We start from the raw sequence: 24,908 nt of genomic DNA on the forward strand, positions 1-24,908 counted from the left end.
CTCCCCATGACCGCTCTATCCCTGATGATGTACCTTGTCCTGGCATGCACCTGCGGTTTTGCTTTTCTCAACGGTTTTCGAGATGCCTCGAATTCCGTTGCGGCAGCGGTGCGCACCCGGGCGCTGACCCCCACCTACGCCGTCTTGGTCGCATCGTTCTTTACGTTTGTCGGCACCATGCTCTCAACCAGCTTTGGCGTGTACCTGATTTCGGCCGTTGAACTCAATGTCCCCGACGGCACACCCGGCCTCACGCTTCTGCTTGCGGCGCTGCTGGCGGCCGGCGCATGGGGAATCCTGTGTTGGTGGCGGGGCCTTCCAATTTCGTCAACACATGCACTGATTTCCGCGCTGGCCGGGGCCAGCGGCGCTTCGGCTTTCCTGGGCGACGACGGGGTTCACGATTCCTTGCGCATGCTCTTCGGCGGCGTATTGCTCCCGCTGGTCTTCACCCCGCTGGTTGCCTTTGCCTTTTCCTACCTGCTGGTGGTTCCGGCCACCTGGCTGGTGCGGCATTCGAGCGCCGCCGACGTCAACGGGGTTTCCCGGGCCGGTCAGGCAGTTGCCGCCTGTGCGGTGGCATTGGGCCACGGCATCCAGGACGGACAGCGCACCGGAGCCATGCTCACCTTGACCCTGGTGACCGCCCACGCGGCCCAACCCGGGTCGATCATGCTCGGCACGCAGCTGCTTGGGGCCACGTTCCTGTCGGCCGGCGTGCTCTTTGGCGGCTGGCGCATCGCCCACACCATTGCCTACCGGCTGGTGAGCCTTGATCCTCTGCGCGGAATGATCGCCCAGTCCGTGTCCGCGACCATGCTCTTCCTTGGCGCCATGGTCTTCCATCTGCCGTTGTCCACCACGCAGGCCGTCACCAGCTCCATTGTTGGAGCCGGCGCCAACCAGCGTTTCGAATCCGTCATTTGGCGTAACGTGAACCGGGTGCTGAGGCACTGGGTGGCGACCCCCGTGGTGTGTGCATTGCTGGCCGGGGTCCTCCTCCTGGCCATGCACCCGTTGCTCGGCTGACGCGGGGAACGGTCCCGCACGGCCGACCCACGGCCCGGGCCCTACTTGCCTTTCGGGGCCTCTGACGGTTCACCGGACGATTCGCCCGAGGGCGCGGACGGCTTGGCCGATTCCTTCGGCGCCTTGGATTCCCCCGGTTCCGGCGTGCCCGGGATTTGACTTGGGGACGGGCTGGCGCTGGTGCTTTCGCCACCCTTGGCGTCGGTGGCCTTCATTCCCTCCGGATCGAGCGTCGGTGCCGTTGGCATTGTGCTTGGCAGGATGGCCTCCTGCTGCTTCGGTGCCTCCGGAGCGCACTCATTGAGCAGCGGCTGGACGGTGTCGAATGGCAGGGGCGCCTGGACACGTCCAAAGTCGATTCCGCCGCCTTGGTATGGGCTTTCCTCGGTGACGTCCAGCGGGAAGATGTTCCACCCCTCGCCCCTGGAGGCGAACCTGTTTGATACGCCGTAGATCTCTTCCCCACGTTCTTGGTTGTAGTACGAGGAGAACTCATCGTCGAACGGGCTGACAGAGAGTTTTCTGCCGTCCTGATTGAATAGCTGCACATTGTGCAACGGCTTGCCTGAGCAGTCGTAAGCGAAAACATTCGACACGTTTCCTCCGTCGATGGAGACGCCCTCCTGAACCGGGGAAACTGCGGATGCGTAGTTGAACGACTGGTCGGAGAGCGCTCGATTGACCGAGTCAAGAGAGATGACTGTGAGCGGCAACAGCAACAGCGCCGCAACAACGCTCGCGGTGGCCTTGAAGGCCACGCCAATCTGCCCAGCACCCAACCAGCGCCCGCGACCCCATTGAATGCTCACGATGATCAGGGCAACCCACAGGATGAACTCGAAGAAGCTGCGCGGGAAGAACGGCCATTCCTGCTTCAGCAGAACAATGAGCAGGCCGAAAACGATCCAGCCGCGCAGCACCCACCAGACGGGGCGCAGTGCTATCAGGAAATCGAGCAGCGAGACCGTGGACGGATGAGTCCGCAGGGCAGCAAGGATTTCACGCGCTTTGAAGGCCAGGGATCGATGCAAGGGGACTGCAGCCGGAAGCGGAGCCTTGGCCGCGAGGCCGGCCGACGCGCGCAGCTCGGCGGCATAGGCAACCGGGTCGCCCAGATCCGAGCCGTCCTCGGCCAGGCGTTCGGCGAGGTCCGCCTCGAGGCCCTCGGTGAGCTCCTCGACATCGAGCGCGGGAAGGTCGGACAACTGGGCGCGTACGGAGCGCGCGAATTCGCCGACGGTTTTCTGGTGGTTCGTGTTCATCAGTTGGATCCGTTCCGGCTCGCGGCGACTGCCGATGGCGGTTGTTGGTTGATCAATGCGGAGAACAGCGCGGCAAACTCGTTCCAGGTTTCCCGCTGCTCATCAAGCATGGCGATTCCCTCCGCCTTGATCGCGTAGTACTTGCGGTTGGGCCCGCCCTCGGAGGGCACCACGTACGTTGAGAGCGCCCCCGCGGCGTAGAGCCGGCGCAGTGTCCCGTACACCGAGGCGTCGCCGATCTCCGCGAGTCCCGCGGCGCGCAGGCGCCTGACGATGTCATAGCCGTAGCCGTCTTCCTCGCGGACCACGGCCAATACCGCGACGTCCAGCACTCCCTTGAGCAATTGCGTGGTGTCCACCAGGCACTCCCTTCTCCGCACACCACAGTATTACGCTTTGCACAGTAGTGCGCATATTGCGGCAGTTGGTTGTGCCGTGTCGCGCGTCGCGCCGCGGCCCGCGACACCTCCGGGCACACCCGTTAAACACGGCAGCGGCGGGGCAATGCGCCGACTTCATGCGCACTGCCCCGCCGCTGTGATCCCCTCCAGGATCCCCGGAAGATCCCCCTTCCGGTACCGCCCCCGGTCCTTGGACCCGGGGCGAAGCTCTACTGTTGTGTTGCTTCGGGGTTATCCGAAGCGGCCCGAGACGTAGTCCTCGGTGGCCTTGACCGACGGGTTGGAGAAGATCGTCGCGGTGTCCGCGTATTCGATCAGCTTGCCCGGCTTGCCGGTGCCTGCGATGTTGAAGAACGCGGTCTTGTCGCTCACACGCGCGGCCTGCTGCATATTGTGCGTCACGATCACCACGGTGAACTCGCTCTTGAGCTCGTTGATCAGGTCTTCAATGGCCAAGGTGGAGATCGGGTCCAGCGCCGAGCACGGCTCGTCCATCAGGATCACCTGGGGCTTCACCGCAATGGTGCGGGCGATGCACAGGCGCTGCTGTTGGCCGCCGGAGAGGCCCGATCCGGGCTTGTCCAGGCGGTCCTTGACCTCGTTCCAGAGGTTTGCGCCACGCAGGGACTTCTCCACCAGGTCATCGGCGTCGGAACGGGAAATCTTCTTGCCGTTGAGCTTCACCCCGGCGAGCACGTTGTCCTTGATGGACATGGTCGGGAACGGGTTCGGGCGCTGGAAGACCATGCCGATCTGGCTGCGCACGGTCACCGGGTCGACGCCGCTTTCGTAGAGGTTGTCGCCGTCGAGCAGCACCTCGCCCTCGACGCGGCCGCCGGGGATGACCTCGTGCATGCGGTTCAGCGTGCGCAGGAAGGTCGACTTGCCGCAGCCGGACGGGCCGATGAAGGCCGTCACGGACTTGGCTTCGATTTCTATGTTCACGTCTTCCACGGCCAGGAACTTGGAGTAGTAGACGTTGAGGTCTTTGACGTCGATGCGCTTGGACATTTTGGTTATTCCTTAGAAAGTTTGTGTGCGTCGGGTCCGGAGCGGGGTGCTCAACGGCCCTTCTTGGGGGCGAACAGGTTTGCGACCAGGCGGGCGCCGAGGTTCAGCACCATGACCATGACGATCAGCAGCAAGGCTGCGGCCCAGGCGCGCTGGATCGACGGGTCGACGTTCGTCGGGGAGGTCGGCGCGAGGATCTGGTAGTAGATGAAGGTCGGCAGGGTGGCCATCCAGTTGGCGAAAACGTTCACGTTGATGTTGTTGGCCAGGCCGGCCGTCACCAGGATCGGTGCCGTTTCGCCGATAACGCGGGCGATGGCCAGGGTGACGCCGGAGGCGATGCCGGAGATCGCCGTGGGGATGACAACCTTCACCACGGTGCGCCATTTGCGCACGCCCAGCGCGTAGGCGGCCTCGCGCAGCTCGTTCGGGACGATCTTAAGCATTTCCTCGGTGGAGCGAACCACCGTCGGAATCATCAGCACGCTCAGGGCGACAGCTGCGACGATGCCCATGCGGGCGGTCGGGCCGAAGAGCACCGCGAAGAGCGCAGTGGCGAACAGGCCGGCGACGATCGAGGGGATGCCCGTCATGACGTCAACGAAGAAGGTGATGGCGCGGGCCAGCGGGCCGTTCTTGCCGTATTCGACCAGGTAGATGGCCGTCAGCATGCCGACCGGCACGGAGATGACGGTGGCCCACAGGGTGATCAGCAGGGTGCCGATGACCGCGTGGTACGCGCCGCCCAGCACCGGGGTGCCGTTCTCGACGCTGGCGTTGTCGACGGCGCCGGTGATCCCGTTCATGGAGTGGAACAGGAAGTGCATGTTGATGCCCGGCAGGCCCTTTTGCAGCACCGTGAACAGTACGCTTGCCAACGGGATCAGCGCCAGCAGGAACGCGCCGTAGACCAGGTAGGTGGCCAGGGCGTTCTTGCCGCGGCGCGGGCCTTCCACCGCGGTGGTGGTGACGGCGGCGGCGACAACGAAGATGACGGCGGTGTAGATCGCCAGCGACGCCACCGAGAACCCGGTGAGCGTCGAGGCCGCGGCGCCAAGCACCAGCGAACCGGCGGCGATGGCCGGAACCGCGAAGCGCGGCAGGTGGCCCTTGGCCAGCGAGTTGCGCCTGCGCGCCAGCGGCGCCTTGGGGGTCTTGGGGGTCTTGTCCGGCACGCCGGGAACGTCGTTCTTGGTCTGCTTGGCTGTTGTGGCACTCATCAGTTCGCTCCCGAGAATTCCTTGTGGCGGGCGATGATGGCCCGGGCAATCATGTTGACCACCAGGGTGATGACAAAGAGCACCAGGCCGGCGGCGATTAGTTCGGAAAGTCGCAGGCCGAAGGCTTCGGGGAAGTTCAGGGCGATTTCCGCGGCGATGGTCTGGTTGCCGGACTTGATGATCGAGGGAATCAGCGCGCCGGTGGAGAGCACCAGTGCCACGGCCATCGTTTCACCCAGTGCGCGGCCCAGGCCCAGCATGACTGCCGAGATGATGCCGGGGCGGGCGAAGGGCAGCACCGACATGGTGACCATTTCCCAGCGGGTCGCGCCCAAGGCGAGCGCGGCTTCCTCGTGGAGCTTGGGTGTCTGCAGGAAGATTTCGCGGCTCAGCGAAGTGATGATCGGCAGGATCATCACGGCAAGCACGATGCCGGCGGTCAGGATGGTCTTGCCCGTCTGCGAGGCGGGGCCACCGAAGATCGGGATGAATCCCAGGTTCTCGGCCAGCCACTGGTAGGCGGGAACCAGCGCCGGGGCCAGCACCAGGTAGCCCCAGGCACCGTAGATGACCGACGGGATCGCTGCCAGCAGGTCGATCACGTAGCCCAGGCCCGCGGCCAACTTGCGCGGCGCGTAGTGGGAGATGAACAGCGCGACCGCGATGCCCACCGGGGTGGCGATCAGCAGCGCAATGCCCGCGGCGATCACGGTGCCGATGACGATCGGGAAGATGTAGCTGGCGAACCCTTCGCCGCCGGTGATCAGCGCCGGGTCGGCGGAGAAGGTCGGCAGCGCCTGGATGAACAGGAACAACGCCACAGCGAAAAGAGTGAGGAGGATGAGGATGCCCGCGCCGAGCGTGGCGCCGGAGAAGATCTTGTCTCCGGCCTGCCCGTTGGATCCTTTGCGCCGTAGCGCGTTGGTGGTCATGAGGGTGAGCCTTCAAAAGTTGTGCAAGCGGATACGGGGATCGGGTGGCCGCTTGCCGTGGGATGAGGAGGGGGGGAAACCGTGTGGTCCGCGCCTTCCCGCCCGATGCGGCGGTTGCCGGCATCGGGCGGGAAGGCGCGGACAGGGGGTCTTGGCTAGGAGCCGACCTTGATGGATTCGACGGACTTGATGGCGGCTTCGCTCATCTTGCTGGAGAGCGGGGCGCTGCCCGAGGAAGTTGCTGCTTCCTTCTGTCCGGCGTCGGAGAGGACGTACTTGCCGAAGCTCTTGACCAGGTCCACGGTGGCCTGGTCCTTGTAGCTGGAGCAGAAGATGTGGTACGAAACCAGGATGATCGGGTAGGTGCCCGATTCGGCGGAGTCGCGCTTCAGGTCCAGCGCGATGTCCTGTGCACCGCGGCCGGTGACCGGGGTGGCGGCCTCGACGGCCTTTGCTGCGGCCTCCGAGGAGATCTTGGTGTAGTCCTCGCCGACCTTCACGTTGGCGGTGCCCAGCTTGCCCACGGCCGAGTGGTCGGCGTAGGTGATGGCGCCGACGGTGCCGGTGGTGGTTGCGACAACGCCGGAGGTGCCCTTGGCGTTTTCGCTTGCCAGCTCGGTGGGCCAGTCGCCGCTGACGTCATAGGTCCAGACGTCCTTGGCGGCCTGCGACAGGTAGTCGACGAAGTTCTCGGTCGTGCCGGACTCGTCATTGCGGTGCACCACGGTGATTGCGGTGTCCGGAAGCTCCACGCCCGGGTTGGCCGCGGCGATGGCCGGGTCGTTCCACTTGGTGATCTCCAGCTTGAAGATCTTGGCGATGGTTGCCGCGTCCATGTTCAGCGATTCGACGCCCGGCAGGTTGAAGGCCACGGCGATCGGGGAAACGTAGGCCGGAACGTCGAATGCGCCCTCGGGTCCGCAGATGCTCTTGGAGGCTTCGATCTCTTCGGTCGCCAGGTAGGCGTCCGAGCCGGCGAACTGCGCGCCGCCGGCCAGGAAGGCCTTGCGCCCGGCGCCGGAGCCGTCCGGGGAGTACTGGACCATGGTGCCGGCATTGGCGGCTTCGAAGCCGGCCTTCCAGGCTTCCATGGCCGACTTCTGCGAGGAAGCACCGCTACCGGTGAGCGTGCCGGAAACCGCACCGGCGGCTGCGCCTCCGGTGGAGGCGCTGGTTCCTGCCGTGGCGGTCGGGCTGTCCGAACCACACGCGGTCAGTGCCAGTGCGGCTACGGTAAGGACAGCAGCCGCGCTGCCAATGCGATTGAGCTTCACGAATTTTCCTCTTTCAAATACCTGTCAATGATGGTCCGAATCGTCGTGGTTCGCACCCGTCGATGCACGCGCTGGCACATCGCTTCAATACGAAGTTAGGCCCCGCAGGTAACCAGAGGTTGCGACGAAGGTGAACGGACGGTGAACAACCCCGGGATACTTCAGTGATTCGGGTCACTTTCGCCGCGCGAGCCGCGGAAGTCCGGGCCGTGACAGACTGGGAACATGGGCGTGAAGAGTTCAATTGCCACCAGCTGGGGCTTTATCAAGCGTCGCAACCGGGTCGGTATGCGCAGGGCACAAACGTCCATGCCAAAAATCATCCAGATGACCCTGTGCGCGATCCTGGCCTACTGGATTGCCGAACGCGTACTGGGGCACGAGGATCCCATCTTTGCCGCGACCAGCGCCCTTCTCGCGCTGGGCTTCGGCACCCAAACCACACTGCGGCGCACCATGGAGGTGGCGATCGGCTGCACGCTGGGCGTGGCCGTCGGCGACCTGATGCTCACCGTCCTGGGAACCGGCCTCTGGCAGGCCGCCACCGTCCTGTTCCTTTCCCTGACGATCGCCCGCTACCTGGACTCAGGGCCCATCTTCACCACACAGCTGGGCCTGCAATCGCTGCTTGTGGTCCTGCTTCCCATCGGCGAGGCGGGCCCGTTCGCCAGGTCGCTGGACGCCGTGGTGGGCTCGGTCTGCGCCCTGCTGATCCTGATGATCCTGCCGCGCGATCCCCGGCGGACCCCCATGGCCGACCTCGGAAAGCTCCTGAACGAGCTCTCCGGCGTGCTCCAGGATTGCGGGCGCGCGGTCAGCACCTCCGATTCCAGGCTCGCCTTCCATGCCCTGATCCGCGCCCGCGCCACGCAGCCGCTCATGGACGCGCTGCCCGGCGCGCTTGACCTTGCCCGGGAAGTCGCCACCCTGGCGCCGGCCCACCGTCGACACCGTTCGGACATCGGCAGGCTCGTGGTGACCGCCGAGAAAACCGACTTGGCGGTGAGAAACGCCAGGGTCCTGGCCCGCCGCCTCACCACCGTGATCGACAACGCAGCGTTGAGCGACAGGGGCGTGGAGACGGTCGCCGGCCTGCTGACCGAACTCGCGGAGGCCGTCGATGCGCTGGGCCACGCGGTCCTCGAACCGACGGAATCGGGATACTCCCGCGCCATTTCGCGGGCCAAGCGCGAGCTGTCCGATTGCGCCGCCCGGCTGGACCCCAGGTCGCTGCATGTCAGCGGCCTGCAGGGCGAAGGCATGGTGCTCTTGCTGCGCCCCTTGGTCGTCGACCTGCTCGAGGCGACGGGAACCCTGCACGAGGATGCGGCGGCGCTGCTCCCCCGCCTCTAGCGAACGGCGCACCGCGCTTGCGCAAACCGTCGGTGCAAGGCACTAGCATCAAGCACATGGCTAAGAGCGCACGCACCAAATCCACTCCCTCCTACCGCTGCGCGGAATGCGGTTGGAGCACGGTGAAGTGGGTGGGCCGCTGCGGCGAATGCCAGGCGTGGGGCACCGTCGAGGAAATGGGAGCCGTCAGCGCCAAGACCACCGTCGCAAGCACCATCGCCAGCCCGGCCCAGCCCATCGGCGACATCGACGCCTCGGCCGCTTCCTACCGGCCCTCCGGGGTCGACGAGCTCGACCGGGTGCTGGGCGGCGGCTTCGTGCCCGGCGCCGTGATCCTCCTGGCGGGCGAACCCGGCGTGGGCAAGTCCACCCTGTTGCTCGATGTCGCTGCCCGTGCGGCCCGCGGCAACCGCAAGGTCCTATACATCACCGGCGAGGAATCGGCCGCCCAGGTCAAGGTCCGCGCCGAACGCATCGACGCGATCGCCGAGACGCTTTTCCTGACCGCCGAAACCGACCTTGGCATCGCCCTGGGCCAGATCGAAAAGATCGACCCGGAACTGCTGGTCGTCGACTCCGTGCAGACACTGGCCTCGGGCGAGGTCGACGGCACGGCCGGAGGCATCTCCCAGGTCCGCGAGGTTGCGGCATCAATAATCAACGCGGCCAAGCGCCGGAACATGACCACCGTGCTGGTTGGCCACGTGACCAAGGAAGGATCGATTGCCGGGCCCCGGCTGCTGGAACACCTGGTCGATGTGGTGTGCCAGTTCGACGGCGAGCGCCATTCCCGCCTGCGCCTGCTACGGGCCCTGAAAAACCGCTACGGCCCCACCGACGAGGTGGGCTGCTTCGACTTGACCGAAACCGGCATCCACGGACTGGCTGATCCCTCGGGCCTGTTCGTCACCCGCACCAAGGACCCGGTTCCGGGAACCTGCATCACCGTCACCCTCGAGGGCCGGCGGCCCTTGGTTGCCGAGGTCCAGACCTTGCTCTCCCGTTCGGTGAGTGCGATCCCGCGCCGGGCCACCAGCGGCCTGGATGCGGCGCGCACCCAGATGATCATTGCCGTACTGCAATCGCGGGCAAAGATGGAGCTCAGCGGTCTGGATTCCTACGTGGCAACCGTCGGCGGGGTCAAGCTCAGCGAACCGGCAACCGACCTTGCCACGGCGCTGGCATTGGCTTCCTCGATGCACAACCACCCGCTGCCGCCGCAGTTCGTTGCGTTCGGCGAAGTCGGCCTGGCCGGGGAGGTTCGCCCGGTGCCGGAGATCGGCAGGCGCATCACGGAAGCCGAACGCCTCGGGTTCCGGTACGCGATGGTTCCGGATTCGCCGCAGCCGACCAAGAACTTCCCGGATTCCATCAGGGTATTCACCGTCTCCTCGGTGCACGAAGCCCTCAACATCGCCTTTGAGCAACGGGTCAAAAACTAGGTTTTTGGACACATTGGTAACGAAGCGGTACCGATACCGGGCATTTGCGTTCATTTCCGCATTCACCACTACAGACATGGCCATACCATTGTATTGATCCCCCGGAAGGAAATGGCCATGTCCAAAAGCCCCGAAGATGCACTGCGCACCACCCTGGCGCGGGTTGCCCCGGGCACGGAGTTGCGCGATGGCCTTGAACGCATCCTGCGCGGCCGGACCGGCGCGCTCATCGTTTTGGGCCACGACAAGGTCGTCGACGCGATCTGTTCCGGCGGATTCGATATCAACATCAATTTCTCCCCCACCAGCCTTCGCGAACTAGCCAAGATGGATGGGGCAATCGTCTGCGACAAGGACGGTTCACACATCCTGCGCGCAGGCGTCCAGCTGGTCCCCGACCACAGCATTCCCACCCAGGAATCGGGCACGCGCCACCGCACGGCCGAACGCGTTGCGATCCAAACGGGATTCCCCGTGGTCTCGGTATCCCAATCGATGCACATCATCGCGCTCTACGTTCAGGGCATCCGATACGTCCTGGAAGGTTCCGAACCCGTGCTGGCCCGCGGCAACCAGGCCCTGGCAACACTCGAACGCTACCGTTCACGCCTTGACCAGGTCACCAATGCGCTCTCGGCTGCCGAGATCGAGGCAGTGGTAACGGTCAGGGACGTTGCGGCGATGCTGCAACGGCAGGAAATGGTTCGGCGCATTTCAGAGGAAATCGCCCAATACGTGTTGGAGCTCGGCGCCGACGGACGCCTTCTCGCCTTGCAGCTCGATGAGCTGTCCGCAGGGCTCGGACCCGGCTCCGACCTGCTGCTGAAGGACTACTCGTCACTGGGCAAGGCAGAACTCGACATCGATGCGGCCCTGCGCAAATTGCAGAACCTGGACAGCACCGACCTCATTGACCTGGGAAAGATTGCCTCGATTCTTGGCGTCAGCCCCGGAATCGATTCCCTGGAAGCAGTCGTCACCCCCAAGGGATACCGCTTGCTCGCCGGCATCAAGTCCGTTCCGCGAGCCGTCTCCGATCGCCTGGTCACAAGCTTCGGTGGCCTGCAGCGCCTGATGGCCGCCAATATTGAAGATCTCATGGCGGTTGACGGCATCGGAGAGCAACGCGCACGCACGGTGCGCGAGGGGCTCTCCCGGATTGCCGAGTCCTCGCTGCTGGATCGATTCATCTAGCCGCTGCTTCCGGCGCGGGCCGGCGGACGGTCTCCGAGCTATTTCAGTTCGAAGCCGTTCTTCTGGCTTGTGATGTTCCCGAGTTTCGCGGTGAACCCGTACCACCCGGGACGCGGCTTCGCGTTGACGACCTTGCACCCGGGGGCGCTGCGCACGCGTTCCCAGGTGAACCGTGCGCTTTCGCTGCCGCCCGGCTTCATGGTGATATCAATGTCGCTGGGATCCGCCAGGCAATCGGACGTTGAAAAGATCCTGTCGCTGCCGCTCATGACCGTGAATTCCTGCTGGCTTGTTCCGACATTCACGCTGCACTCGAACTGGCCGTCGTTCTTGATCGTCATGACAAGCACCGGGTTCTCCGAGGGCCCGTGCGTTGCCTGTACCGTCGTTGCCGAAACGCTGATGTCGCCTTCCAAGCACCCAGCTGGCCCGTTGCTTGGCTCCGCCACGGGGCCGGAGCTTTCTGGTGCCGCCGGGGCGTCGCTCGGCGCCGTGGTCTGCGTTGGCTTTTCGGCTGCTTCCTTCGGGCGCAGCGACGAGGCAATGGCGATTCCCGCCCACACCAGAAGCACGATCACCAGAAGCCCGGCGATCAGCGCCGCCAGACGACGGCGTCGATACACCTTTGGGGACGGGCGAGTGGAACGGACCTGCTTTTCTGCCATACTTCAAGGCTACGAAGCTATCGCGTTTCGCCACGGCTCCCACGCCGCCCGATAGAGTAATGTTGTCCCATTTAACATTCCCGAGGTTTTTCGTGCCACACCCGCAATTACCGGTGCTTCACCAGCACATCGCAGACTGGTACTCCACGCATGCCAGGACCCTTCCCTGGCGGGAAAAATCGGCCAGCCCCTGGGCTGTCATGGTCTCCGAATTCATGCTTCAGCAAACCCCCGTGGTCCGGGTCCTGCCGGTCTGGGAAACGTGGATGGAGCGCTGGCCGACACCGGCGGATCTTGCCGCCGAACCCGTGTCCGAGGTCGTGCGCGCCTGGGGCCGATTGGGCTACCCGCGCCGCGCCCTGCGCCTGCATGCCGCTGCGATCGTGATTTCCGAGCAGCACGGCGGGCAGGTTCCCGGGACCGAAGCCGAACTGTTGGCATTGCCCGGAGTGGGCACCTATACGGCTGCCGCGATCGCATGCTTTGCCTTTGGGGTGCCCACGGTTGTGGTCGACACGAACATCCGCCGGGTCCACGCGCGGTTGGTCAGCGGCAAGGCCTTGCCCGAGCAGAACCAGAATGCCGCCGAACTGGCCCTGGCCGCCCGGCTCCTGCCGAAATCAAACCCGCAAAATGCCGGCGAGGTTGCGCTGGCAAACACCTGGAACATCGGTGTCATGGAGCTTGGCGCCTTGGTGTGCACCGCGCGTTCCCCGCGCTGCGAGGACTGCCCGGTCATTGACCAATGCGCGTGGATTGCGGCAGGACGCCCGGAACCACACTATGTTCCCAAGGGACAACCCTGGCACGGGACCGACCGCCAGGTCCGCGGCGCGATGATGGCCGTGCTGCGCCATTCGCCGGGGCCGGTCAAACGGGAAGACTTGCTTGGGGCTCCCGATCTGGCCGCAGTGGCAAGCGAGCCACGGATCGCGGCCTCCGCCCGGCAGGGAGACCCTGACCATGAGTCGTGGGTGACCCTGCACGCGCTACCTGCCCTTGCCGAACAGCGCGAGCGGGCACTGGATTCGCTGTTGGCCGACGGGCTGGCACAGCAAAGTGCGGCAGGCATCGGACTGCCGCACTAGCCCGGTTTTCAGGATGACCGGCGGCCCAATCCCGCCTTGGTGCTGATGCGCGCCCGAACCTTCCGCGGGTCACCATCCTCTTTGCCACGGGTTCCTCACCGGCTCCCGGTCCGCTGCGAAGCCCGGGACCGGTTGATACGTTTTCGGGCATGGGTGATAGCCAAATAGGTCTTGGAGTTTCCTGACCACCTTTGAGAGCGTGGTACTGAACCGCTCGGCAGCCGGGCCCTTGTGCGCCTTGCGGCCATTCCAATGTTCCGGACTGCCGAGATGAACCATCACGCTTTTTCTTGGAAACGGAGCAGTCATGAACGACATCACCGACTTTTACCTGTTGGGGGAATCGCTCAACGATACCCAGCGCGATATCCAGCTGCGCGTGCGGAAATTCGCCCGCGAAGACGTGCTGCCCGTCATCAACGACTACTGGGAACGAGCCGCTTTCCCGTTCGAGTTGCTGCCCAAGCTGGCCAAGCTCAACGTCGTGGGCACCTTCATCGAAGGCTACGGCTGCCCGGGCATGGACCGGTTGTCCGCGGCCATGGTCTCCCTGGAAATGTCCCGCGTCGATGGCAGCATGAACACCTTCCTAGGTGTCCAGTCGGGCCTGACCATGGGATCGATCGCACTGCTGGGCGACGAGGACCAGAAAAACCACTGGCTCCCGGCCATGGCCAAGATCGAGAAGATCGGTTCCTTCGCACTGACCGAACCCGAGCACGGTTCCGACTCCGTCGCGCTGGAGACCTCGGCCCGCCGTGAAGGCGACCACTGGGTGCTCAACGGCAAGAAGCGCTGGATCGGCAACGCCAGCTACGCCGACGTCATCGTGCTCTGGGCCCGCGACGAGGCCGACGGCAAGGTCCAGGCATTCGTCGTCGAACGCAATGCCGACGGCAGCTACCCGGAGGGGTACAACGCCGAGGTCATCACCGGGAAGATCGGCAAGCGCGCGATCCTGCAGCCGGACATCACCATCACCAACCTGAAGGTTCCGGCGGAGAACAAGCTCGCGGAGTCCTCGAGCTTCAAGGACGTCGGCCGGGTGCTGATGAACACCCGCGGCAACGCTTCCTGGGAATCCCTGGGCCATGCCATCGCCGCCTACGAGTGCGCCGTGGAATATGCCAAGGGCCGGATCCAGTTCGGCAAGGCGATCGCCAGCTTCCAGCTGGTCCAGAACAAGCTCGCCAACATGCTCGCCGAGCTGACCGCGATGCAGCTGATCTGCTTCCGCATCACCAACCTGCAGGAACAGGGCAAGCTCACCGGGCCGATGGCCTCGCTGGCCAAGATGCACACCGCACAAAAGGCACGCTGGATCTGTGCCGAGGCACGCGACATCCTCGGCGGCAACGGCCTGCTGCTGGAATACCACGTGGCCCGCCACATGACAGACATGGAGGTCGTCCACACCTACGAGGGCACCGACTCCATCCAGTCACTGATCCTGGGACGCGAGATCACCGGGATCTCGGCCTTCAACGGCGCCGAAACCAGGTAACACCGAAGTTCGGAAAGGGGGATGGCGCTAGGCGCCATCCCCCTTTCTTGGCTTTATCGCCAACCCGCGGAAATTACCGCGTGAACTCCTGCTCCGGACCGGAACGCAGGGCAGCGAACCGGGCGTCACGCCGTTCCAGGACCGCCGCGATGCCCTCGGCCGCCTCGGGGTCGACCATGCTGGCGACCATGGATCGGGCTTCGTCATCCAGCTGTTCTTCCAGGTTTTGCGTGTGCGCGGTGCGGCACAACCCGAGGATCCGTCCTGTGGCTCGTTCCGGGCCCCGGGCCAGTTGGTTTGCCAGTTCAATGGCTTCGGCCTCGGCCTGCCCGGCGTCCACCAGTGAAGTCACCGCACCCAGTGCGTGCAATCGTTCCGCGCCGACGCGTGCGCCGGTGAGGCACATGTGGGTCAGCGCCTGGCGCGGCACGGATTCGGCAAGCAAGGCCGTCAGCCCGCCGTCTGGGGTCAGCCCGGCCTTGATGTAGGCGGCGGAGAAGAACGCATTGCGGGCAGCCACGAGCAGGTCGCCGGCAAGTGCCAGCGACAGGCCAGCCCCGGCGGCACCGCCCTCCACGGCCGTGATGACCGGCTTGGGGCAGGCCCTGATGTCAAGGATCATCCGGTGCAACAGTCCGATCCGGGCATACCGGGTCTCCGTGTCGAGGTCCCGGGTGGTGGCGAGCTGGTGGAGGTTGCCGCCGGAGCAGAAGAAGCCGCCGGCACCCGTGAACACGATGGCTCCCACGCCAGGGTCTTCCGCGGCCGCCCTCATCGCATTGCTGGCAGCCTGGAAGAACTCAGGCCCTATCGAGTTGCGCGTGGACGGGTTGTTGATGGTCAGTACCAGTACCGGGCCTTCGTTGCGGGCCAAGAGAACGTCGGTGTTCATGCTGCGGATTCCTGTCCAAGATCGGTTCGTGTTGCGGCTGGATGCCGTCCCGGCCGCCATGCTGCGGCAGCGGCACGGGAGGGGGAAGTTTCAATTGCGGGTTCCAGGACCCGGGAGGCGAGTGCGGCCGCTTCGGGCGGCCCGCTGGGCGACGCCGTGGCGGGTCCCGTGCTCCACTCAAGATAGCCGATCGCCAGCGGCTGGCACGCCGAGATCCGGGCTTCATGACGTCGTTCTTGCCTGATGCCCACGGATGTCCGGGGTGCAACAACCGGCACGGAACGGCCAGCTACACGGGAACGGTATACCCGTGATTACCCCTGGATACTGTGAAGCAGGGCACTTGGTCGGCTAACGTCCAGAACGTGAGCGTTCTCTATTTGGTCCGGCACGGACAAGCATCCTTCGGCACCGAGGACTATGACCGCCTGTCGCCCCGCGGCAAGGACCAGAGTCAGTCCCTCGGCAACTTTCTGATGCGGGCCGGGACAACCCCGACCAGCATCACCAGCGGCGACATGAAGCGCCAGCGCCAGACGGCACAAGGGCTCATCGAGGCCGCCGACTGGGACACGACGCTCGACATCGACCCGGGTTGGGACGAATTCAACGCCTCCGACCTGATCAGCGCCTATCCCACGGACGACCCGAGCGCCAAGAGCGATTCACGCGCCTTCCAGCGGTTGCTCGAAAAGGCCTCCACCCGGTGGGCCTCCGGCGACCACGACGCCGACTACCTCGAAACGTTCACCGCATTCACCGACCGGGTCGACGCGGCCCTCGACAGGGCCGTGGACGGACTCGGATCGGGACAGAGCGCGGTCGTCGTCTCGAGTTCCGGCGTCATCGCTTGGGCGGCAGCCCGACTGTTGGACGGCGGATTCCAGCAATGGCTCGCACTGAACCGGGTCACCGTGAATTCCGGCGTCACCAAAATCGTCTCCGGCGCCTCCGGGAAGACCATGGTGACGTTCAACGACCACGGCCATCTCCCCAGCTCCTGGATCACCTACCGCTAGGGCGGCAAGGGAACAAGTTTTTGCTTCACACCCGACACAAGGAAACAGGTCTCACCATGACTGAACAAAAGCGCACGGCAATCGTCACCGGAGCTGGACGCGGCATCGGCGCCGAAATTGCGCGCCGCCTCGCTTCCGACGGATTCAACGTCGCGGCGATCGACCTCGACCAGAAGGGCCTCGACGCCCTCACCAGCGACCTGCGCGCCCAGGGCCATTCGGCCATCGGCATCGTCGCCGACATCTCCGACGAGGAAGCGGTCGATGCGGCGGTCGCCCGCACCGCCGACGAGCTGGGAGCCCCGGTCGTGGTGGTCAACAACGCGGGCATCATCCGCGACAACATGCTGTTCAAGATGTCGGTCTCCGACTGGGATCTGGTCATGAACGTGCACCTGCGCGGATCCTTCCTGGTCTCCCGCGCGGCCCAGAAGCACATGGTCGAGGCCAAGTGGGGGCGCATCGTCAACCTCTCGAGCACCTCGGCACTGGGCAACCGCGGCCAGGCCAACTACTCGGCCGCCAAGGCCGGCCTGCAGGGATTCACCAAGACCCTCGCCCTGGAACTTGGCCAGTTCGGTGTCACCGCCAACGCGATCGCCCCGGGCTTCATCGAAACCGAGATGACCGCCTCCACCGCCGAGCGCATGGGCATCACCTTCGAGGACTTCACCGCGAAGGCCGCCGCGGCAATCCCGGTGCGCCGCACCGGCAAGCCAACGGACATCGCCAATGCCGTGTCCTTCTTCGCCTCCGAGAACGCCGGTTTCGTCTCCGGCCAGGTCCTCTACGTGGCGGGTGGACCGAAGGCATGAGGATCTTCAACGGGGTGGACGACTTTGCGCAGTGCGTGGGTGAGGAAATCGGCGTCACCGAATGGCGCACCATCACCCAGGAAGATATCGATGCGTTCGCCAAGGTGACCAACGACCACCAGTGGATCCATGTCGACACCGAGCGTGCGGCCTCGGGCCCGTTTGGCACCACGCTGGTGCACGGCTACCTGACGCTCTCGCTGGTCTCCGGGTTCATGTTCAACACCTACCGCATCGACGGGCTGTCCATGGGCGTGAACTACGGATCGAACAAGGTCCGCTACCCGGCCCCGGTCCTGGTCGGCTCGCGCGTGCGTGGCCGGGTCAAATTGGTGTCCGTTGACCGCGAGGGCACCTGGGCGCAGTCAACGGTCCAGGTCACCGTCGAACAGGAGCTCAACGGGGAGGCGAAGAAGCCTGGCTGTGTCGCCGAGGTCGTCTCCCGGCTCTACGAGGCCAAGGTCTAGGGCAGCCCTGACCCGGGGGCACGGTCCCCAGCCCCGGCCGCCCCACATACATCACCCCCTGCATTAAGGAGCACGCGCATGTCCAGAGCAGCCATAGTTGCCACCGCCCGCACCCCCATCGGCAAGGCGCACCGCGGCGCCTTCAACAACACCTCGGCTCCCGAGCTGGCCGGGCACGCGATTGCCGCGGCGTTGGCCAAGACCGGAATCGACCCGTCACTGGTCGAGGACGTCATCATGGGTGCCGCCGCGCAGCAAGGGACGCAAAGCTTCAACGTCGCCCGCCAGGGCGCCCTGCGCGCGGGCCTGCCGGTGACGGTTCCCGGGCAGACCATCGACCGGCAATGTTCCTCCGGCCTGATGGCCGTCGCCACGGCCGCCAAGCAGATCCTCGTCGACTCCATGGCGGTGACCGTGGGCGGCGGCGTAGAGTCCATCTCGCTGGTGCAGAACGAACACCTCAACAAGTACCGCAGCCGCGATCCCTGGCTTGAGGCCAACATCCCCGGCACCTACATGCCGATGCTGCGGACCGCCGAACTCGTGGCCGAGCGCTACGGCATCAGCCGCGAACGGCAGGACCACATGGGCGCACTCTCCCAGCAGCGGGCCGCAAATGCCCAGGCGAGCGGCAGGTTCAATGACGAGATCGCGCCGATCTGGGTGACCACGCTGAAGACCGACAAGGAAACCGGCGAGGTCACCGAGTTCGAGCAGCTGGTCTCACAGGACGAGGGCGTGCGCGCCGGCACCACCGCCGAGACCCTCGCGGGGCTTCGCACGGTCCTGCAGCCCGGGGAATTCACGGCACAACCGACCGTGACGGCCGGAAACGCCTCGCAGCTGTCCGACGGCGCCTCCGCCAACGTCCTGATGAACAGCGATTTCGCGGCCTCCCTGGGCCTTGCACCCCTGGGCTACTACTGCGGCATCGCCGTGACCGGATGCGAGCCCGACGAGATGGGGATCGGCCCGGTTTCCGCGATCCCGAAGCTCCTGAGGAACCACGGCCTGACCGTGGATGACATCGGGCTGTGGGAGCTGAACGAGGCCTTCGCCTCGCAGGCGGTTTACTGCCGTGATTTCCTGGGGATCGACCCGGAAAAGATGAACGTCAACGGCGGCGCGATCGCCCTGGGCCACCCCTACGGGATGACGGGCTCGCGGGCCGTGGGCAGCGCGCTGCTCGAGGCGCGGCGCCGCGATGCGCAATTCGTGGTGGTTTCAATGTGTGTGGGCGGCGGCATGGGCGCCGCCGGCCTCTTTGAGGTCGCGCGCTAAACACTCGCTCGCTCAACGGACGCCGTGGCCGCGGCAGAAATGAGTACAGGCGGTTCCCCTCGGCGTCACGCCAAGGGGAACCGCCTGCGTTTTCCACCCGCTACTGCAGTGGAGAGAACTCCGCCGGTGCCAACCGCTTCACCAACGTGGAGAGCGGTGCCGGGCAATCGGCCGGCCGCGTGGCACCGGCCCCTGCGACAGCGACCGCCCGCGCACGGTGCTCCTCGTCCGGGTGCGCCCAGATCTGGACGATCCCGTTGGTCTGCCCGAACTCCAGGCGTCCGGCAAGCACGAGCGAATCGTGCTTGCTGCGCTCCCGGATCGCTTTCGACCAGGCCTCGCCGGCGGCGCGAAGGTCGGCGACCTTGAAGTAGTCGTAGCGGATCTCAAAGACCGGTCCGACGGCTGCGGGGGCCGGTTCCTCGACGAAGTCGAACGGGATCACCAGCTCCACCATCATCCGGTCCACGAATTCGCCCGTCGCCGGCGGCCAGTTCGGGTGCCGGGCGGCGAGGGCGCGCCGCTCGGTGCGCTCGGCCTGGTCCCGGTAGGGCCACACGTGGATTACTTCGCTCTGCGGCTGGTCCGTGGTGCGCCAGAAGCCGGCCAGGGACGAGAATTCAGCACGGTCGACATACCCGGTGCCGAACCGCCGCTCGAACTCCGGCACATTCTCCGAATCCACCTGGTAGGAACGGATTTCGTAAATCATTGGCATTTCCTTCTCGTGTTGGTCGAACGGGTTCTCGGTGCCGGGGCGGCCTGTCCCCCGGAGGTTCAATTGCGCAGGCTCAGCAATCCGTCCAGCGCTGCTACGCCGGCGCCCGCGCATTCTTCGTCCTGCTCACCGGTGCCGCCGCCCACGCCACAGGCACCGACCAGGATGCCGTCGCAGAAGATCGGGACGGCGCCCTTGGCGTAGAAGATGTGCCCGCCCTCGGCCTGGGCGATGCCGGACATGATCGGCGAGGCGGCACGCTCTGCGAGCAGGCCGCTGGGCTTGGCGAAGCCGGCGGAGGTAATGGCCTTGCCCTGCGAGCCATAGCCGGCACCCCAGTGCCCGCCGTCCATTCGCCCGAAGGCGAGGAGCCGGCCGCCGGCATCACAGACCGAGACGCTGATCCTGATGTCCAATTCCGTGGCTTTGTCGATGGCGCTTGCAATGACGAGGTTTGCCTGTGCGAGGGTGAGTGTCATGACCTGTCTTTCGGGTGGTTTCGGAAAAAGGGTTTCTGAAGTCGCGGACGCGCTAGGGAATGGCCCGGAACATGGACAGCGAGGCGTTGGAGGTGTGCGGCCTGATCTTCGACGCCCAGTCGCCCTGTGAGGATGCGGCCTTCCATTCCGGGGTCTGCGGCAGGTCCGGGGAATCCACGCGATAGACCGTTGCGTAGCGCTGCACGCCCGCGTTGGGCCGTTCCAGGACGTAACGCTGGACGCCCAGGACGCCCGGGACCTTCGCGATGAATGGAACGTGCTCGTCGTTGTAGATGCGGTTGAACTCGTCGTCGAGCTCCTCCGGGATATCAAGCTGGACGAGCCACATGTATTCGGTGTTTTCCTTCACGTGCCTTACCTTTCGACGGCCGCCCTGGCCGCGGGGCAACACGTCCCGGCACTTCGGTGCAGGTCAGTGCCCCGCGTCGGCGGCATTCTTTATGGATCGCCCGTTGCTGGTTGCTCAACGGGCAAGGTCAAGGGGTGGTGCTCAAGAGGAAGTGTTCAATTGTTTGCGCTCTGGAGTGCACCCCGCGGTTGGCGCGGGTGCGGGAAGGGTTCAGGGCGAGCGGAGCGAGAACACGTTGGCCGGCGCTTCGGCGTACGCGTGGTCGCGCGGCATGCGGTCGGCCATCGCGAGGGCGTAAGGTGCGCCCTCCAACAGCTGTTCGAGCATCCGCCCGTCGAGATCCAGGCCGGCCCGGCCGACTGCCGCCAGGCACTCCCCCCGAAGCACCGGGTCGACGTCCCCCAGCGTTCCCGTCGACAACCGGGGTACTTCGACCGGCGGCGCAATGGCGCCGGCGACCAGTTCGGGATGCCGCAAGTGCCACCCCGTCGCCATCTGGTACGCGTGTCCGATGCGCAGGATCGTCGCTTCGCCGAATGGCCTGCCGAGGATCTGCATGCCCAGCGGCAGCCCGCCGGAACCGAAGCCGTTGGGCAGCGCGAGGACCGGCTGGCCGGTGACGTTGGCCGCGGTGAAGTGGTTGGAGTTCTTCCAGAAGGCCAGCGGGTCGTGCGCGGAGAAGGTCGGCGCCTCGCCCGAGCAGATGGTGATGAAGGCGTCGAAGCGACGGTACAGGGGTTGCATCTCGGCAATGGCCCGCTGGTGTTCGCGCCCGGCCCGGATGAGGTCGTTGGCCGTGAACAGCACGGCCGGCAGCATGCGGCCCAGGATGTCGTCGCCGAAGTGGTCGGGACGGGCGATCAGCTCACGCTGGTGCACATTGAGCACCTCGGTTTCGGCAATGATCGTCTTGATGTCGCCGTAGCTTTGCATCGGCCGTATCCGGCAGTCCTCCAGTGTGGCACCCAGCTCCTCAAGCACGCCGAGGGCTGCATCCATGGCCCGGCACTCATCCTTGCTTACCGAGACCTCTTCCTCCCAGTTGTGACGCAGCACGCCGATCCGCAGACCGCGCAGGTCACCGGTCAAGGCGCCGACGTAGTCGGGAATCTCGCGGGCCACGCTGGCGGGGTCGGCAGGGTCGTGGCCGGCGATTGACTGGAGCAGGATCGCACAGTCCTCGGCGGTGCGCGCCATGGGGCCGCTGCGGTCGAAGGTGTGCGAATGGGGAATGACCCCGGAGCGGCCGACCAGCCCGGGGGTTGGCATCAGGCCGGTGATGCCGCAGCGGGATGCGGGCACACGGATCGAACCGCCGGTGTCGGTGCCGATGCTTGCCGGCACCATGCCCGCGGCGATCGCCGCCGCCGAACCGCTCGAGGAGCCTCCCGTGACGCGGGTCAGGTTCCAGGGGTTTCGCGGTGGCGGCCAGGGAAGGTCGAACGACGGTCCCCCATGGGCAAACTCGAAAAGAGCCAGCTTGCCCATCAGCAGCGCGCCGGCGTCCCGCAGCTTCCCCGTCACCACGGCGTCCCGGTCCGGCACGTTGTCCGCCAGCACCCTTGAATGCCCGGTGGTCGGGATGCCCGCGGTGTTGAAACAATCCTTAAGCGCAAAGGGGATCCCATGCAGTGGACCGCGGTAGCGGCCGGCGGCGATCTCGTCGGATGCCTTCCGCGCCCCGTCGAGCGCCTGCTCGAAGGTCCGGGTGACGTACGCCTGAACCTGCACGTCGACGGCCTCGGCGCGGGCAACCAGCGCCTCGACATACTCGACCGGGGAGAGCCGGTGCGAACCGATAAGCTCCCCCGCTTGCGCCAGTGTCAGTTGGTGGAGCCCGGCGGTTTCAACGGCAGCGGTCATGCGTCAAGCTCCTTGGTGTTCGATGTGAATCACGGTGCACACCCCCGCCGGCATCGAGGGGTCCCTCCCCGATGCCGGCGTGCACACACCTTAGGGATCTACCTAGGCGAGCGTCAGGCGCAGCGGCACGGACTTCAAGCCGCGCAGCGTGTTGTTGTGCTGGCGCCCGATCGGCGCGGCAAGCTCAATGCTCTTCACGCGCGGGATCAGCTTCTCCAGCAGGGACGCTGCCTGCAGGCGGGCCGCATGCTGGCCCACGCACTGGTGCATTCCCATGCCGAAGGAGAGGTGGCCGGACGGGTCGCGTGTCAGGTCGAACTTGTCCGGGTTTTCCCAGCGGCGCGGGTCGCGGTTTGCCGCGGCGAAGCACAACATGACACGGCTTTCGGCGGGGATGGTGCTTCCGCCGAAGTTCACCTCCGCGGTGGTCTTGCGGAAGATCTGCTGGACCGGGGATTCCCAGCGCAGCGATTCGTCGAAGGCTACGCGGGCCAGGCCCGGGTTGGCGCGCAGGGCATCCCACTGTTCCGGGTGCGAGGCGAAGGCGTAGAGCATGCCGGAGATGCCGTAGACCGTGGTGTCGACGCCTGCGGAGAGCAGTGAACGGGTCAGCAGCGGCGCGTGTTCGTGCAGGATCTCGCCGCGGTCGGCGGCAGCCCAGATGTCCGCACCGAAGCCCACGGGCTTCAGCGAGTCACGCTGGCACTTAGCGGTGGCCCATTCCTGGTATTCGGCGGCCTTGCATTCGCCCTTCTTGACCAAATCGTTGGTCGGGCCCAGTGCGTTGAAGATGTGGTCGGCGTACGGAACCAGGTTCTCGCGGTCCGTCTCGTCGATGCCGGAGGCGTCCGGGAAGAAGTTCACCGGGAAGACCGAGCCGATCTGGCCGTGGCCGTCGATCTCGATCTGCTGGCCGGATGTGGTTCCCTGCAGGATCTCGTCGATCAGGGTTCCGGCACGTTCCAGGCAGTTGTCCTTCATGGCACGCAACGCACGCGAGGAGAGGATTTCCTGGAGCACCTCGCGCGGGGCGTCGTGCTCCGGCGGATCCATCTGCAGCAGGCCGCGGGCCCGCCACGGCTCGTTGAGTCCCACACCGGAACCGGAGGAAAGACCCTGCCAGTTGGCCACGGCGCTTGAGAGGTCCTCGTACCCGCCCATGGCGTGGACGTTGTACTTGGAAAGGAATACCACCGGGCCGGCCTCGCGCATGCGCTTTTGGAACGGCACCGGGTTTTCAAGGATTTCCGGAGAGAACGGATCATCGTCAAGGACGGGGATGGTCCCGTGGTTCACCGGGCATTGGGTGGGGGCAGTCATGGGGATATCTCCTAAAGATCCAGGACGAGTTTGTCGGTGATGGAACGCGAGACACAGACAAACATCCGGTCGTTCTTGGCGCGTTCGGCGTCGTTGAGCAGCGAGTCGCGGTGCTCGGGTGTGCCACGCAACACGGAGACCTCGCAGGTTCCGCAGACACCCTCCATGCAGGAGGCAAGCACCGGAACACCGGCATTTCCCAGGGCCGAAAGGACTGTCTCATTGGTGCCGACCGTGACGCACTTCTTGGAACGGGTCAGTTCAAGCTCGAACGGTTCGGTGCGCACCGGTGGTGGCTGGGTGGCCGGCACGAAGCGCTCGAAGCGCACCGCCCACTTCGGCCACTCGGAGGCTGCCCCGGCCACGGCGTTGAGCAGCGGCTCCGGGCCGCAGCAGTACACGCGGCCGTTTTCGATCGGCTCGTTGAGGAAGGAAAGGTTCAGGTGGCCCAGCTCGTCCTGCGGCCAGACGGTGACGCGGTCACCGTACTGGGCCAGCTCGTCCAGGAAAGCCATCGAGACGCGACTGCGGCCGCCGTAGTGCAGGTGCCAGTCGATGCCCAGCTTCTCGGCCGCGGCGATCATCGTCATGATCGGGGTGATCCCGATGCCGCCGGCGATGAATTCGTATCGGGTGCCCTGGGTGAGCAGGAAGTTGTTGCGCGGGGTGCCCACGGTGATCATGTCCCCGACGGCCAGCACGTCGTGGATGTAGTGCGATCCTCCGCGTGAATTCGGTTCGCGCAGCACGGCGACCTCGTAGGCGTGTGCGTCCCAACGGTCCCCGCACAGCGAGTAGTGGCGCGAGAGCGCGCCCTGGTCCTCGGTGGGGAGCACCAGCTCGATGTGGGATCCGGGCGTCCAGTCGGGGACGCGGGCGTTGTTTGGTTCTTCGAGCCTCAGCCGCACGACACCGTCGGCGAGGACATCTTTCCGCGCCACCCTCAAGGACTGGATTCCCGGGTGGCCGACAGCGGGTTTGGGGGTCGGCGAGGCATCGACCGGGAGCGAAGCGGCTGTAGTAGGCATGCTTCGATCATGCGTGCTGGCGGGTGCTGTAAGCAATCTCACATGGCTTATCGAGGTGATAGCCGCGTTGCAGCGGACGGTTGCTTGACAGCGAACTGCGGCTGTTTTCATCACAAAAAAGCATCCCCACGTGCCGCAAGCTGCGGTACGTGGGGATGCTGTTCCTGCTTGGGTGACGGCAAGGGCGCCGCCGAATGTGAACTGGCGCATGGGGGCGTTGCGGGCCGGTCGCCTCCCGGGGAACTCGTCCCGGTCTCAGGCGGCTAATCCCCACCGTCCCC

At 65.5% G+C, this 24,908-nt stretch carries 24 protein-coding genes; 10 read left to right on the forward strand and 14 right to left on the reverse strand.

Annotation, left to right across the window (positions count from 1 at the left end; translation table 11 throughout):
- Nucleotides 1-6 precede the first annotated feature (6 nt).
- Entirely contained in the window at nt 7-1,029 is a 1,023-nt protein-coding gene (locus tag JOF47_RS21440; RefSeq protein ID WP_210002715.1) for an inorganic phosphate transporter, read from the forward strand.
- A gap of 41 nt (nt 1,030-1,070) precedes the next feature.
- On the opposite strand, the gene JOF47_RS21445 is transcribed toward JOF47_RS21440, so the two are convergent.
- From JOF47_RS21445 to pstS, 6 genes are all read right to left on the reverse strand, one after another.
- Complete coding sequence (locus JOF47_RS21445) at nt 1,071-2,291, reverse strand: hypothetical protein (protein WP_210002717.1); 1,221 nt, start codon at nt 2,289-2,291, stop codon at nt 1,071-1,073.
- Nucleotides 2,291-2,650 (reverse strand): PadR family transcriptional regulator, encoded by a 360-nt coding sequence (locus tag JOF47_RS21450; protein ID WP_210002719.1) that lies wholly within the window; start codon nt 2,648-2,650, stop codon nt 2,291-2,293. The genes JOF47_RS21445 and JOF47_RS21450 overlap by 1 nt, the downstream gene beginning before the upstream one ends.
- Nucleotides 2,651-2,923: 273 nt before the next feature.
- Complete coding sequence (gene pstB, locus JOF47_RS21455) at nt 2,924-3,703, reverse strand: phosphate ABC transporter ATP-binding protein PstB (protein WP_210002720.1); 780 nt, start codon at nt 3,701-3,703, stop codon at nt 2,924-2,926.
- A gap of 50 nt (nt 3,704-3,753) precedes the next feature.
- Nucleotides 3,754-4,923: a phosphate ABC transporter permease PstA gene (gene pstA, locus JOF47_RS21460; protein WP_210002723.1), complete on the reverse strand. Its 1,170-nt coding sequence runs from the start codon at nt 4,921-4,923 to the stop codon at nt 3,754-3,756.
- Nucleotides 4,923-5,855, reverse strand: a complete 933-nt coding sequence (gene pstC, locus JOF47_RS21465) for a phosphate ABC transporter permease subunit PstC (RefSeq protein WP_210002725.1) — start codon at nt 5,853-5,855, stop codon at nt 4,923-4,925. Before pstC ends, pstA begins: the two co-directional genes overlap by 1 nt.
- Before the next feature lie 155 nt (nt 5,856-6,010).
- Nucleotides 6,011-7,129, reverse strand: coding sequence for a phosphate ABC transporter substrate-binding protein PstS (pstS, locus tag JOF47_RS21470; protein WP_210002726.1), 1,119 nt, complete (start codon nt 7,127-7,129; stop codon nt 6,011-6,013).
- A gap of 225 nt (nt 7,130-7,354) precedes the next feature.
- On the opposite strand from pstS, the gene JOF47_RS21475 reads away from it, so the two are divergent.
- The 3 genes from JOF47_RS21475 (at nt 7,355) to disA (ending at nt 11,118) form a co-directional block, all read left to right on the forward strand.
- Nucleotides 7,355-8,482: an FUSC family protein gene (locus JOF47_RS21475; protein ID WP_210002728.1), complete on the forward strand. Its 1,128-nt coding sequence runs from the start codon at nt 7,355-7,357 to the stop codon at nt 8,480-8,482.
- Nucleotides 8,483-8,538: 56 nt separating this feature from the next.
- Nucleotides 8,539-9,924, forward strand: a complete 1,386-nt coding sequence (gene radA, locus JOF47_RS21480) for a DNA repair protein RadA (RefSeq protein WP_210002730.1) — start codon at nt 8,539-8,541, stop codon at nt 9,922-9,924.
- Between the two features lie 117 nt (nt 9,925-10,041).
- Nucleotides 10,042-11,118 (forward strand): DNA integrity scanning diadenylate cyclase DisA, encoded by a 1,077-nt coding sequence (disA, locus tag JOF47_RS21485; RefSeq protein WP_210002732.1) that lies wholly within the window; start codon nt 10,042-10,044, stop codon nt 11,116-11,118.
- Between the two features lie 38 nt (nt 11,119-11,156).
- Here the strand turns inward: disA and JOF47_RS21490 are convergent, their stop codons facing one another.
- Nucleotides 11,157-11,783 (reverse strand): hypothetical protein, encoded by a 627-nt coding sequence (locus JOF47_RS21490; protein WP_210002734.1) that lies wholly within the window; start codon nt 11,781-11,783, stop codon nt 11,157-11,159.
- A 59-nt stretch (nt 11,784-11,842) separates the two neighbouring features.
- Between JOF47_RS21490 and JOF47_RS21495 the strand changes: the two genes are divergently transcribed.
- Nucleotides 11,843-12,871 carry an HhH-GPD family protein gene (locus tag JOF47_RS21495; RefSeq protein WP_210002736.1) on the forward strand — a complete coding sequence of 343 codons (1,029 nt, stop codon included), beginning with the start codon at nt 11,843-11,845 and terminating at the stop codon, nt 12,869-12,871.
- A gap of 307 nt (nt 12,872-13,178) precedes the next feature.
- Nucleotides 13,179-14,375 (forward strand): acyl-CoA dehydrogenase family protein, encoded by a 1,197-nt coding sequence (locus tag JOF47_RS21500; RefSeq protein ID WP_210002738.1) that lies wholly within the window; start codon nt 13,179-13,181, stop codon nt 14,373-14,375.
- Nucleotides 14,376-14,448: 73 nt separating this feature from the next.
- Here JOF47_RS21500 and JOF47_RS21505 read toward each other — a convergent pair whose 3' ends face one another.
- The gene (locus tag JOF47_RS21505) at nt 14,449-15,267 is read right to left on the reverse strand and encodes an oxepin-CoA hydrolase, alternative type (RefSeq protein WP_210002742.1); all 819 of its coding nucleotides are present in this window, start codon (nt 15,265-15,267) and stop codon (nt 14,449-14,451) included.
- Nucleotides 15,268-15,632: 365 nt separating this feature from the next.
- Between JOF47_RS21505 and JOF47_RS21510 the strand changes: the two genes are divergently transcribed.
- The 4 genes from JOF47_RS21510 to JOF47_RS21525 all read left to right on the forward strand — a co-directional run bounded on the left by JOF47_RS21510 (nt 15,633) and on the right by JOF47_RS21525 (nt 18,849).
- Nucleotides 15,633-16,286, forward strand: a complete 654-nt coding sequence (locus tag JOF47_RS21510; RefSeq protein ID WP_210002744.1) for a histidine phosphatase family protein — start codon at nt 15,633-15,635, stop codon at nt 16,284-16,286.
- Nucleotides 16,287-16,342: 56 nt separating this feature from the next.
- On the forward strand, nt 16,343-17,101 hold the full coding sequence (gene fabG, locus JOF47_RS21515; RefSeq protein ID WP_210002746.1) for a 3-oxoacyl-ACP reductase FabG: 759 nt from the start codon (nt 16,343-16,345) through the stop codon (nt 17,099-17,101).
- Nucleotides 17,098-17,568 carry a MaoC family dehydratase gene (locus JOF47_RS21520; protein WP_210002748.1) on the forward strand — a complete coding sequence of 157 codons (471 nt, stop codon included), beginning with the start codon at nt 17,098-17,100 and terminating at the stop codon, nt 17,566-17,568. The genes fabG and JOF47_RS21520 overlap by 4 nt, the downstream gene beginning before the upstream one ends.
- Before the next feature lie 78 nt (nt 17,569-17,646).
- The gene (locus tag JOF47_RS21525; protein WP_210002750.1) at nt 17,647-18,849 is read left to right on the forward strand and encodes an acetyl-CoA C-acyltransferase; all 1,203 of its coding nucleotides are present in this window, start codon (nt 17,647-17,649) and stop codon (nt 18,847-18,849) included.
- Between the two features lie 100 nt (nt 18,850-18,949).
- Here the strand turns inward: JOF47_RS21525 and JOF47_RS21530 are convergent, their stop codons facing one another.
- From JOF47_RS21530 to JOF47_RS21555, 6 genes are all read right to left on the reverse strand, one after another.
- On the reverse strand, nt 18,950-19,561 hold the full coding sequence (locus JOF47_RS21530; protein ID WP_210002751.1) for an NIPSNAP family protein: 612 nt from the start codon (nt 19,559-19,561) through the stop codon (nt 18,950-18,952).
- Between the two features lie 65 nt (nt 19,562-19,626).
- On the reverse strand, nt 19,627-20,046 hold the full coding sequence (locus tag JOF47_RS21535) for a GlcG/HbpS family heme-binding protein (protein WP_210002753.1): 420 nt from the start codon (nt 20,044-20,046) through the stop codon (nt 19,627-19,629).
- Nucleotides 20,047-20,098: 52 nt separating this feature from the next.
- Nucleotides 20,099-20,416, reverse strand: a complete 318-nt coding sequence (locus JOF47_RS21540; RefSeq protein ID WP_210002755.1) for an EthD domain-containing protein — start codon at nt 20,414-20,416, stop codon at nt 20,099-20,101.
- Between the two features lie 210 nt (nt 20,417-20,626).
- Complete coding sequence (locus JOF47_RS21545; RefSeq protein ID WP_210002758.1) at nt 20,627-22,279, reverse strand: amidase; 1,653 nt, start codon at nt 22,277-22,279, stop codon at nt 20,627-20,629.
- A gap of 102 nt (nt 22,280-22,381) precedes the next feature.
- Nucleotides 22,382-23,599 carry a cytochrome P450 gene (locus tag JOF47_RS21550; RefSeq protein ID WP_210002760.1) on the reverse strand — a complete coding sequence of 406 codons (1,218 nt, stop codon included), beginning with the start codon at nt 23,597-23,599 and terminating at the stop codon, nt 22,382-22,384.
- Between the two features lie 11 nt (nt 23,600-23,610).
- A complete protein-coding gene (locus JOF47_RS21555) occupies nt 23,611-24,627 on the reverse strand; it encodes a PDR/VanB family oxidoreductase (protein ID WP_210002762.1) in 1,017 nt (338 codons plus the stop codon).
- Between the last annotated feature and the right edge of the window lie 281 nt (nt 24,628-24,908).

Source organism: Paeniglutamicibacter kerguelensis, from assembly GCF_017876535.1.
Taxonomy (GTDB): domain Bacteria; phylum Actinomycetota; class Actinomycetes; order Actinomycetales; family Micrococcaceae; genus Paeniglutamicibacter; species Paeniglutamicibacter kerguelensis.

Coding starts and splice junctions, on each gene's coding strand:
- JOF47_RS21440 (WP_210002715.1), top strand. CDS start 7: ATGACCGCTCTATCCCTGATGATGTACCTTGTCCTGGCATGCACCTGC.
- JOF47_RS21445 (WP_210002717.1), bottom strand. CDS start 2,291: ATGAACACGAACCACCAGAAAACCGTCGGCGAATTCGCGCGCTCCGTA.
- pstB (WP_210002720.1), bottom strand. CDS start 3,703: ATGTCCAAGCGCATCGACGTCAAAGACCTCAACGTCTACTACTCCAAG.
- pstA (WP_210002723.1), bottom strand. CDS start 4,923: ATGAGTGCCACAACAGCCAAGCAGACCAAGAACGACGTTCCCGGCGTG.
- pstC (WP_210002725.1), bottom strand. CDS start 5,855: ATGACCACCAACGCGCTACGGCGCAAAGGATCCAACGGGCAGGCCGGA.
- JOF47_RS21475 (WP_210002728.1), top strand. CDS start 7,355: ATGGGCGTGAAGAGTTCAATTGCCACCAGCTGGGGCTTTATCAAGCGT.
- radA (WP_210002730.1), top strand. CDS start 8,539: ATGGCTAAGAGCGCACGCACCAAATCCACTCCCTCCTACCGCTGCGCG.
- disA (WP_210002732.1), top strand. CDS start 10,042: ATGTCCAAAAGCCCCGAAGATGCACTGCGCACCACCCTGGCGCGGGTT.
- JOF47_RS21490 (WP_210002734.1), bottom strand. CDS start 11,783: ATGGCAGAAAAGCAGGTCCGTTCCACTCGCCCGTCCCCAAAGGTGTAT.
- JOF47_RS21495 (WP_210002736.1), top strand. CDS start 11,843: ATGTTGTCCCATTTAACATTCCCGAGGTTTTTCGTGCCACACCCGCAA.
- JOF47_RS21500 (WP_210002738.1), top strand. CDS start 13,179: ATGAACGACATCACCGACTTTTACCTGTTGGGGGAATCGCTCAACGAT.
- JOF47_RS21505 (WP_210002742.1), bottom strand. CDS start 15,267: ATGAACACCGACGTTCTCTTGGCCCGCAACGAAGGCCCGGTACTGGTA.
- fabG (WP_210002746.1), top strand. CDS start 16,343: ATGACTGAACAAAAGCGCACGGCAATCGTCACCGGAGCTGGACGCGGC.
- JOF47_RS21520 (WP_210002748.1), top strand. CDS start 17,098: ATGAGGATCTTCAACGGGGTGGACGACTTTGCGCAGTGCGTGGGTGAG.
- JOF47_RS21525 (WP_210002750.1), top strand. CDS start 17,647: ATGTCCAGAGCAGCCATAGTTGCCACCGCCCGCACCCCCATCGGCAAG.
- JOF47_RS21530 (WP_210002751.1), bottom strand. CDS start 19,561: ATGATTTACGAAATCCGTTCCTACCAGGTGGATTCGGAGAATGTGCCG.
- JOF47_RS21535 (WP_210002753.1), bottom strand. CDS start 20,046: ATGACACTCACCCTCGCACAGGCAAACCTCGTCATTGCAAGCGCCATC.
- JOF47_RS21545 (WP_210002758.1), bottom strand. CDS start 22,279: ATGACCGCTGCCGTTGAAACCGCCGGGCTCCACCAACTGACACTGGCG.
- JOF47_RS21550 (WP_210002760.1), bottom strand. CDS start 23,599: ATGACTGCCCCCACCCAATGCCCGGTGAACCACGGGACCATCCCCGTC.
- JOF47_RS21555 (WP_210002762.1), bottom strand. CDS start 24,627: ATGCCTACTACAGCCGCTTCGCTCCCGGTCGATGCCTCGCCGACCCCC.